General features: G+C 41.0%; 3 protein-coding genes and 1 pseudogene. 3 read left to right on the forward strand and 1 reads right to left on the reverse strand.

Annotated features, from left to right (window positions below):
• Positions 1–193 precede the first annotated feature (193 nt).
• A complete protein-coding gene (locus tag HMPREF2876_RS08245) occupies positions 194–4,015 on the forward strand; it encodes a pullulanase (RefSeq protein WP_070242003.1) in 3,822 nt (1,273 codons plus the stop codon).
• Positions 4,016–4,191: 176 nt separating this feature from the next.
• Entirely contained in the window at positions 4,192–5,049 is an 858-nt protein-coding gene (locus HMPREF2876_RS08250; RefSeq protein ID WP_024052405.1) for a 5'-nucleotidase, lipoprotein e(P4) family, read from the forward strand.
• 44 nt (positions 5,050–5,093) lie between these two features.
• Here the strand turns inward: HMPREF2876_RS08250 and HMPREF2876_RS10535 are convergent.
• Positions 5,094–5,226: pseudogene (locus HMPREF2876_RS10535) on the reverse strand (ISL3 family transposase); the annotation flags it as partial.
• 99 nt (positions 5,227–5,325) lie between these two features.
• Between HMPREF2876_RS10535 and HMPREF2876_RS08255 the strand changes: the two are divergent.
• Positions 5,326–9,720, forward strand: a complete 4,395-nt coding sequence (locus tag HMPREF2876_RS08255) for a PolC-type DNA polymerase III (RefSeq protein ID WP_070241999.1) — start codon at positions 5,326–5,328, stop codon at positions 9,718–9,720.
• The last annotated feature ends 281 nt before the right edge of the window (positions 9,721–10,001 follow it).

Here is a 10,001-nt window from a genome sequence, read left to right on the forward strand (position 1 = left end):
GAGTAAACGTTGCACTTTTTATTGCAATTTATCAAATAAAATAGAAAACACATTTAATCTCTGTCAAAAAAACAGAGATTTTTCGTTTGAAAACCTTTACATTTTGTTGATAAATGTATATAATATCTACAGAAAACGTTTGCACTAGCCTAAAAATATTTGTGCAACTAAAAAATAAAGGAGTTTTCTTTTTATGAAGAAAGTTTATCGTTTACAATCTCGAACAGCTGAGAAGCGTCAGCATTTTGGAATCCGCAGATTAAAAGTAGGGGTAGCGTCTATTGCTATTTCTGCTAGTGTTTTTTTGGCGGGGAATGTCTTAGCGCAAGCAGAGGAAGCAAATAGTGTCGAAAACACATCTATTGAAACGGTGCAACCAACATCACCAACAAGTGAGCAGTCTGATAAAGTAGAAGTGACGAATCATCAAGCAGTCGTTTCGGAAAAGTCGGAAAATCAAGGGCAAGCAACCAACTCGCTTTCGGCAACACCTAGTGTTGCCAATTCTTCGCGTACAGCTTCAACTGAGGGAAGCTCATCAGAAAAACTTGACTTGACTCAAGCTCGCTCCATAAGAGAAAATACCCCAGCTTCAACGACGGATTCAAGTACGGAAGTTCAATCTACGGAGAAGGAAACTGCACAAGCAGCAGAAGAAAAAACGGCAACGAAGCCTATTGAGAAAGTTGTATCAGCTGCGACAGCAGCTAAAGAAGACAAAATTGAAGAGGGCAGCATTCGTCTGCATTTTAAGACACTTCCGTCGGAGAATTTAGCTAGTCTTGGCTTGTGGACCTGGGATGATGTGGAGACACCTTCCAGCCAAAAAGGTAGCTGGCCGACAGGAGCAACTAGCTTTTCAATGGCTAAAAAGGATGATTATGGCTATTATCTTGATGTCAAAATGGCACAAAAACGGAGTAAGATTAGTCTCTTAATCAATAATATAGCAGGTACAAACCTAACAGGTGACAAGACGATTGAATTGCTCAGTCCGAATATGAACGAGGTCTGGTTTGACAAGGATTACAATCCTCATACCTATGATCCTCTAAAAGAGGGCATGGTACGAATCAATTATTATCGGACAGACGGGAATTATGACAAGAAGTCTCTTTGGCTCTGGGGAGATGTGGGAAATCCTAGCAAAAATTGGCCTGACGGAGTGGATTTCGAAAAAACAGGCAAGTATGGTCGCTATGTAGATGTTCCTTTAAAAGATGCTGCAAAAGCAATTGGTTTTCTGCTTTTAGATGAAAGCAAATCAGGTGACGATGTGAAGATTCAACCGCAGGATTATAATCTGACAAATTTGAAGAAAAACAGTCAAATTTTCCTCCGAGATGTAGATCCGAATATTTATACCAATCCGTATTTTGTCAATGATATCCGCATGACAGGTGCTCAGCATGTCAGCCTGACGGAGATTGAAGCAACTTTCTCAACCCTTGAAAATGCCAAAAAGGAAGATATTCTTAAGAATCTAAAAATTACAGACAAGGACAGTAAAGAAGTGGTTGTGAAAGACATTGTGCTTGATCCCAAAACAAAGAAAGCAAAAATCATAGGAGACTTTGGACAAGCGCAAGCTCCTTATAAGGTAAAGTATGGCAACGACCAATTTAAAACCAGTATGAATTGGCAGTTGAAGGACATTCTCTACAAATATGATGGTGAATTGGGTGCGCGTGTTAGCCAAAAAGGCACGAAAGTGGATGTTACCTTTTGGTCACCAAGTGCGGATCAGGTAGATTTGGTTGTGTATGATAAAAATGATCAGAACAAAGTAGTTGGTAAGGTAGCGATGACAAAAGGAGAAGCAGGTACTTGGAAGACAACATTGACATCGCAAACAAATCTAGGAATTAAGGATTATCGCGGTTATTTCTATCATTATGAAATTACGCGCGGTGATAAAAAAGTACTGGCTTTGGATCCATATGCCAAATCTTTGGCAGCTTGGAACAGCGAAGATGCCGAAAAAGGTGAGTCTTACAAGATTGCAAAGGCAGCTTTTGTTGACCCAAGTGAGCTTGGTCCGAAAAATCTGACCTATGCGAACATTCCAGGCTTCAAGAGTCGGGAGGATGCAGTTATCTACGAAGCGCATGTCCGTGATTTTACTTCTGACGCAGCCATTTCTAAGGATTTGAAGTCTCAATTTGGAACATTCTCAGCTTTCGTTGAAAAATTGGACTATTTAAAAGAACTTGGGGTTACTCATATTCAGTTGCTGCCGGTTTTAAGTTATTATTTTGTCAATGAATTGAAAAATGCCGAAAGATTGGACAAGTATGCTTCTAGCAATAGCAACTACAACTGGGGTTATGATCCACAAAACTACTTCTCCTTGACAGGAATGTATTCAACCAATCCGACAGATCCAGCTAAGCGCATTGAAGAATTTAAAAATCTTGTTCATGAAATTCACAAGCGCGGAATGGGTGTGATTATGGATGTGGTTTATAATCACACGGCAAAGACCTCTATTTTTGAAGATTTAGAGCCGAATTACTATCACTTTATGGATGCAGACGGCACTCCTAGAACTAGTTTTGGTGGCGGACGTTTGGGAACAACGCACTACATGAGCCGTCGTGTTTTGGTGGATTCTATCAAATATTTGACGAGCGAATACAAAGTGGATGGCTTCCGTTTTGATATGATGGGAGATCACGATGCAGAATCCATTCAAAAAGCGTATGAGGAGGCTAAAAAGCTCAATCCAAATCTGGTGATGCTAGGTGAGGGGTGGAAGACTTACGCTGGAGATGAAAATAAACCAGTCCAACCAGCGGATCAATCTTGGATGAAATCTACCGATACAGTCGGTGTATTCTCAGATGATATTCGAAATACCTTGAAATCTGGTTATCCGAACGAAGGAGCACCTGCCTTTATCACAGGTGGAAAACGCAATGTCGAAGATGTTTTCAAAAACATCAAAGCACAACCAACGAATTTTGAAGCAGATGATCCGGGAGATGTGATTCAGTACATTGCTGCACATGATAATCTGACCCTCTTTGATGTGATTGCTCAATCCATTAAAAAAGATCCAGCTATCGCAGCGAACAATCAAGAAATTCACCGTCGCCTGCGTTTGGGCAATCTAATGGTCCTTACTTCTCAAGGTACGCCATTCCTTCACTCTGGGCAAGAATACGGACGAACCAAGCAATTCCGTGACCCAGCTTATAAATATCCGGTTTCAGAAGACAAAGTACCAAATAAATCACACCTGCTGACCAATGCGGACGGAACACCATTTGAATATCCTTACTTTATCCACGACTCTTATGATTCGAGCGATGCGGTCAATCATTTTGACTGGACAAAGGCAACAAACGGTGACAAATTCCCTGAAAATACGAAGAGCCGCGACTATGTGAAAGGGCTGATTGCTTTGCGGAAGTCAACAGATGCCTTTACACGCAAGACCAAAGCCGAAGTCGATCAAAATGTTACTTTAATCACTCAGCCGGGTAAAGACGGGGTTGAAAAAGAGGATACAGTTCTTGGCTACCAAGTTGTGGCTTCAAATGGAGACATTTACGCTGTCTTTGTTAATGCGGATAACAAGGAGCGGAAGTTTAACTTTGGTGAAGCCTACAAGCATTTGGCAAATGCTCAAGTCGTGGCAGACGGTAATACCGCAGGGGTAACGGCTATTTCAAATCCAGCTGGTGTGGCCTTAGGAGCAGATGGGGTTACCTTAGCACCATTGACAGCGACGATTTTACGCATTCAAAAAAATAGCAAACCAAATCAAGAAAAACCAAAAGAAGAACAAAATCAAACCAAGCCTTCTACGCCGAAAGGAGAGTCTGGTCAAACAACGACTTCGTCAACACAGTCAAATACTTCAGCTAGTCAGACGCAGCAACAGCAAGCAGGAGCTGGAAAAGCAGATAAGACTTTACCGTCCACAGGGACGACAATTTCCATTGCTGGCGTGCTAGCAGGAATTGGCTTGTTGTTATCAAGTGTAGTTGTCCTTAAGAAAAAGAAATAAAGATTGAAGGTTTGTGAGCTGTAGGGATTCTAAGCTCCTTACAGCTCATTATTTTAGATGAACTTGTTAACTGTCTTTTGCAAATCTATTTTTCTCCTACATTTAGACAGATATCTTGCAACGTCTTTATGAAAGCGCTATAATGTTGATAGATTAATATTAGGAGGATTGGTTTTATGAAATCATCTAAAGCCACAATCACAATTTTCTCTGCTCTTGCTTCGGTTATTTTATTGACCAGCTGTGGAACGAAGACGACAGACAATAAGGCTGCGCAAAGTAACACATCTGACAGTAAAGTCACCATGACTTATGACCAATTGCGGTCAAGGGAAAATACCATGTCCACTCTTTGGTATCAAAAGTCAGATGAAGCTAAAGCGCTGTACCTGCAAGGTTATAATGTCGCAACGAATCGTTTGAAAGAATTGCTGCAAAAACCGACAGATAAGCCTTACTCAATCGTTCTTGACTTAGATGAAACAGTATTAGACAACAGTCCTTATCAAGTTCAAAATGTCAAAGACGGTACGGCCTTTAATCCTAAAAATTGGGATGCATGGGTGAAAAAGGCTTCAGCTAAGGCGGTTCCTGGTGCCAAAGAATTTCTCCAATATGCACATCAAAACGGTGTTCAAATCTACTATGTTTCTGACCGTGATGCGAGCCAGGTAGACGCGACAATTAAGAATTTGGAAAAGGAAGGCATTCCAGTACAAGGGAAAGACCATTTGATGTTCTTAGAAAAAGGTGTGAAATCAAAAGAAGGTCGCCGTCAGAAAGTACAAGAAACGACGAATTTGGCCATGCTTTTAGGTGATAACCTCGTTGACTTTGCGGATTTCTCAAAAACATCAGCAGAAGAACGAAGTAAGAAATTAGAAGAATTAAAGAACGAATTCGGTGAAAAGTTCATCATCTTCCCAAATCCAATGTACGGTTCATGGGAAAGCACTGTTTATAAAGGTAAAAAATTAGATGCGAAAGGCCAAACTGAAGAACGTCAAAAAGCATTAGAAGGATATAAAAAATAAAAAGGAAAACAGACTCAATGTCAACTGTAGTGGGTAACCTATCGCTAAATGCGAGAGAGAATCAGATTGGTTCTCTCTTTTTTGATGTTCAAAGCGATGAGAATTTTCGTTTTAAAATTGTCAAAGTTCCGAGAAACCAAAAGCTTAGCATTTGACGTCCTTGATGAGATGATTGGTTTATATTAAAAACAATGAGGGATATTCCTTATCTATTTTTTAATCGAAAATTCATTTGTTTTATGGTAAAATAGTTTCATTACAATACGAGGAAAAAATATGTCATCTACGTTTGAAATTTTAATGAATCAAATTGATATGCCACTTGATATGAGACAATCAAGTGCCTTTTTACATGCAGAAATTGAGCAAGTTTTAGTGCATACCGTCAGTCATGTTTGGGAATTTCAGTTTGCTTTTGGAGAAATTTTACCCATTGAGTTGTTTCAAGAATTAAAAAAACGTTTAAATGAAGAATTTTCTAAGACGGGCAACCAAGCTATTTTTGAAATTAAGGCTGCCAATCAAGATTTTACAGAGGAGCTGTTGCAGGCTTATTACAAAGAGGCTTTTACAGAAGGACCTTGTGCCAGTCAAGGCTTTCGTAGTATGTACCAACAGCTACAGGTGCATGCGGACGGCGATCAGCTCTGGATTGAGGGGCCATCCAGTATTGATACGGAGCATTTTCGAAAAACCCATTTGCCAAATTTAGCCAAGCAATTGGTGAAGTTTGGCTTTCCGCATTTTCAATGTCAGGTCAAAGCAAGTGACGCCTTAACTCAGCAACAAGTTGAGACTTTCCAAGCTGAAAAAGAAAAGATTGTGCAAGCGGCTAATGACGAGGCGCTAAAAGCTATCGAAGCACTGCAGCAAATGGCACCACCACCAGCTGAGGAAAAACCAAACTATTCTGATTTTCAAGCACGAAAAGCGGCTGCCCGACCAAAGCTGAACAAGGCAGAGATTACGCAGATGATTGACATCCAGACCGAGGAAAATCGCATTGTCTTTGAAGGTATGGTCTTTGATCTTGAGCAAAAAGTTACCCGCACAGGGCGTGTGCTGATTAACTTTAAGATGACTGATTATACTTCTAGTTTTTCCCTTCAGAAATGGTTTAAAAACGAAGAAGAAGCCAAAAAATTTGACATCATTAGGAAAAATTCTTGGTTGCGTGTGCGTGGGAATATTGAAATGAATAACTTCACGCATGACTTGACCATGAATGTCCAAGATGTGCAAGAAGTGACACATTATGAGCGGAAAGACTTGATGCCAGAAGGTGAGAAACGGATTGAATTTCACGCGCACACCAACATGTCAACCATGGATGCTCTGCCAGAAGTGGAGGAGTTGATTGCGACAGCTGCTAAATGGGGGCATAAGGCAGTTGCAATTACTGATCACGGCAATGTGCAGAGTTTTCCGCATGGCTATAAAGCTGCTAAAAAAGCAGGTATTCAGCTGATTTATGGCATGGAAGCTAATATCGTGGAAGACCGAGTTCCTATTACCTATAACGAAGTGGATATGGAGCTCAAGGAAGCCACTTATGTTGTCTTTGACGTGGAAACTACTGGTTTGTCTGCTATTTACAATGACTTGATCCAAGTAGCGGCAAGTAAGATGTACAAAGGGAATGTCATTGCTGAGTTTGACGAGTTTATCAATCCAGGTCATCCTTTGAGTGCCTTTACGACAGATTTGACGGGGATTACAGACGAGCATGTCAAAAATGCGAAGCCACTCGAGCAGGTCTTGCAAGAATTTCAAGACTTCTGTCAAGATACGGTGCTCGTTGCCCACAATGCTACCTTTGATGTGGGATTTATGAATGTCAATTATGAACGGCATGGGTTGCCACAGATCACGCAACCAGTCATTGATACCTTGGAGTTTGCCCGTAATCTCTACCCAGAATACAAGCGCCACGGTTTGGGACCATTGACTAAGCGTTTCCAAATATCGCTTGATCATCATCACATGGCTAATTATGACGCGGAAGCGACAGGACGCCTACTCTTTATTTTCATTAACGATGCGGCGGAAAAACGAGGTGTCACCAATCTTCAAAAGCTAAACACAGATTTGGTGGATGAAAACTCCTATAAAAAAGCGCGGGTCAAACACGCTACGATTTATGTAAAAAATCAAACGGGTTTGAAGAACATTTTTAAATTAGTCAGTTTGTCTAATACAAAGTATTTTGAGGGCGTACCGCGGATTCCACGAACAGTTTTGGATGCGCACCGAGAAGGCTTGATTTTAGGAACAGCCTGCTCGGAAGGAGAAGTGTTTGACGCGGTTGTTTCGCAAGGCGTTGATGCTGCAGTGGAAGTCGCAAAATACTACGATTTTATTGAAATCATGCCTCCAGCAATTTATGCACCGTTGATTGCCAAAGAGCAGGTTAAGGATGTCGAAGAGCTTCACACCATTATTAAAAATTTGATTGAAGTGGGAAATCGATTAGACAAGCCTGTTCTTGCTACAGGTGATGTGCATTATATCGAGCCTGAAGAAGAAATTTATCGAGAAATTATCGTCCGCAGTCTAGGGCAAGGGGCGATGATTAACCGTACCATTGGGCATGGTGAAAATGCTCAACCAGCTTCACTTCCAAAAGCGCATTTCCGCACAACCAATGAAATGTTGGATGAGTTTGCCTTCTTAGGTGAAGAATTAGCTCGGCAGGTGGTTATTGATAATCCAAATCAATTGGCAGCAACCTTTGAATCGATTGAGGTGGTGAAAGGTGACCTTTATACACCATTTATTGACAAATCAGAGGAAAAAGTCGCTGAGATGACTTATGCCAAAGCCTTTGAAATTTATGGAAATCCACTGCCAGATATTGTAGACCGACGAATTGAGCGGGAATTATCCTCCATTTTGGGGAATGGATTTGCCGTGATTTATCTGGCTTCGCAAATGCTGGTACAGCGCTCAAATGAACGCGGCTATTTGGTGGGTTCACGTGGTTCGGTCGGCTCTAGCTTTGTGGCGACTATGATTGGAATTACAGAAGTAAACCCTTTATCTCCTCACTATGTTTGTGGCAAATGCCAGTATTCAGAATTTATTACGGACGGTTCTTACGGTTCAGGCTTTGATATGCCAGATAAAGCTTGCCCACATTGTGGACATAAATTGAGTAAAAATGGACAAGATATTCCTTTTGAAACCTTCCTTGGTTTTGATGGTGACAAGGTACCCGATATTGATTTGAACTTTTCTGGTGAAGATCAACCCAGTGCCCACTTGGATGTCCGAGACATTTTTGGTGAAGAATACGCCTTTCGTGCGGGTACTGTTGGTACAGTTGCTGCCAAAACAGCGTATGGATTTGTGAAAGGTTATGAGCGGGATTATAATAAATTTTATCGTGATGCAGAAGTAGAACGATTAGCGCAAGGTGCAGCAGGTGTCAAACGAACGACTGGACAGCACCCAGGAGGAATCGTCGTTATTCCAAATTACATGGATGTTTATGATTTTACGCCGGTTCAATACCCAGCAGATGACTTGACTGCTGAATGGCAAACAACTCACTTTAACTTCCATGATATTGATGAAAATGTCTTAAAACTAGATGTACTCGGTCATGATGACCCGACCATGATTCGGAAATTGCAGGATTTGTCAGGTATTGACCCCAATGAAATTCCAATGGACGATCAAGAAGTGATGGCTCTCTTTTCTGGGACAGATGTTCTCGGAGTAACGCAGGAGCAGATTGGCACGCCGACTGGTATGCTGGGGATTCCTGAATTTGGAACTAATTTCGTGCGAGGTATGGTAGACGAGACTCATCCAACGACCTTTGCGGAATTGCTCCAATTGTCAGGCTTGTCTCACGGTACCGATGTATGGCTGGGCAATGCACAAGATTTGATTAAGCAGGGAATTGCTGACCTGTCCACCGTTATCGGTTGTCGGGATGACATTATGGTCTATCTGATGCACAAGGGCTTAGAACCTAAAATGGCCTTTACCATTATGGAACGGGTGCGGAAAGGCATGTGGCTCAAAATTTCTGATGAGGAAAGAAATGGCTACATCGCTGCTATGAAGGAAAATAATGTGCCTGAGTGGTACATTGAATCTTGTGGAAAGATTAAGTATATGTTTCCCAAAGCTCACGCAGCTGCCTATGTGATGATGGCCTTGCGGGTGGCCTACTTCAAGGTGCATCATCCGATTTATTACTACTGTGCTTACTTTTCTATTCGTGCCAAAGCCTTTGACATCAAAGTCATGAGTAGTGGATTAGATGCAGTGAAGCACAAGATGAACGAAATTTCTGAAAAACGCAAAAATAATGAAGCTTCTAATGTTGAAATTGACCTTTATACAACTCTAGAAATCGTCAATGAAATGCTGGAAAGAGGTTTCAAATTTGGCAAACTCAATCTGTATAAGAGTGATGCGACAGAATTTCTTATTGACGGAGATAGCTTAATTCCACCATTTTCTGCTATGGATGGTTTGGGAGACAACGTTGCAAAACAATTGGTTAAAGCGCGTGCAGAAGGAGAATTTCTTTCAAAAACCGAATTGCGCAAGCGTGGCGGCTTGTCCACTACTCTAGTCGATAAAATGGATGAAATGGGTATTCTAGGCAATATGCCAGAAGACAATCAGCTCAGTCTCTTTGATGATTTATTCTAAAACTTCTTCTTTTGATGAAAGACAGGAATTTCATCAACGGCAGCTGCCACTAGACTAGAATTTTCACTCGTTTGTTTGCAAAATATGATTGATTTTGCAGCTCTTTCATGATAAGGACTTCCTGCGAGCAGCTAGCTGTTTTTTGAAAGGTTCTACTAAAATATGCAAAGTAGAGTGGAAATTTTACTACTTGTAAAGTTTTTTACAAAATTTATAGATTACTGTTGTTCTTTGTAAGCTATTTACAAATGATAAATTGCAATAAAAAGTGCAACGTTTAC

Origin of the sequence: Streptococcus sp. HMSC073A12 (assembly GCF_001812815.1) — a bacterium.
Taxonomy (GTDB): Bacteria; Bacillota; Bacilli; order Lactobacillales; family Streptococcaceae; genus Streptococcus; species Streptococcus vaginalis.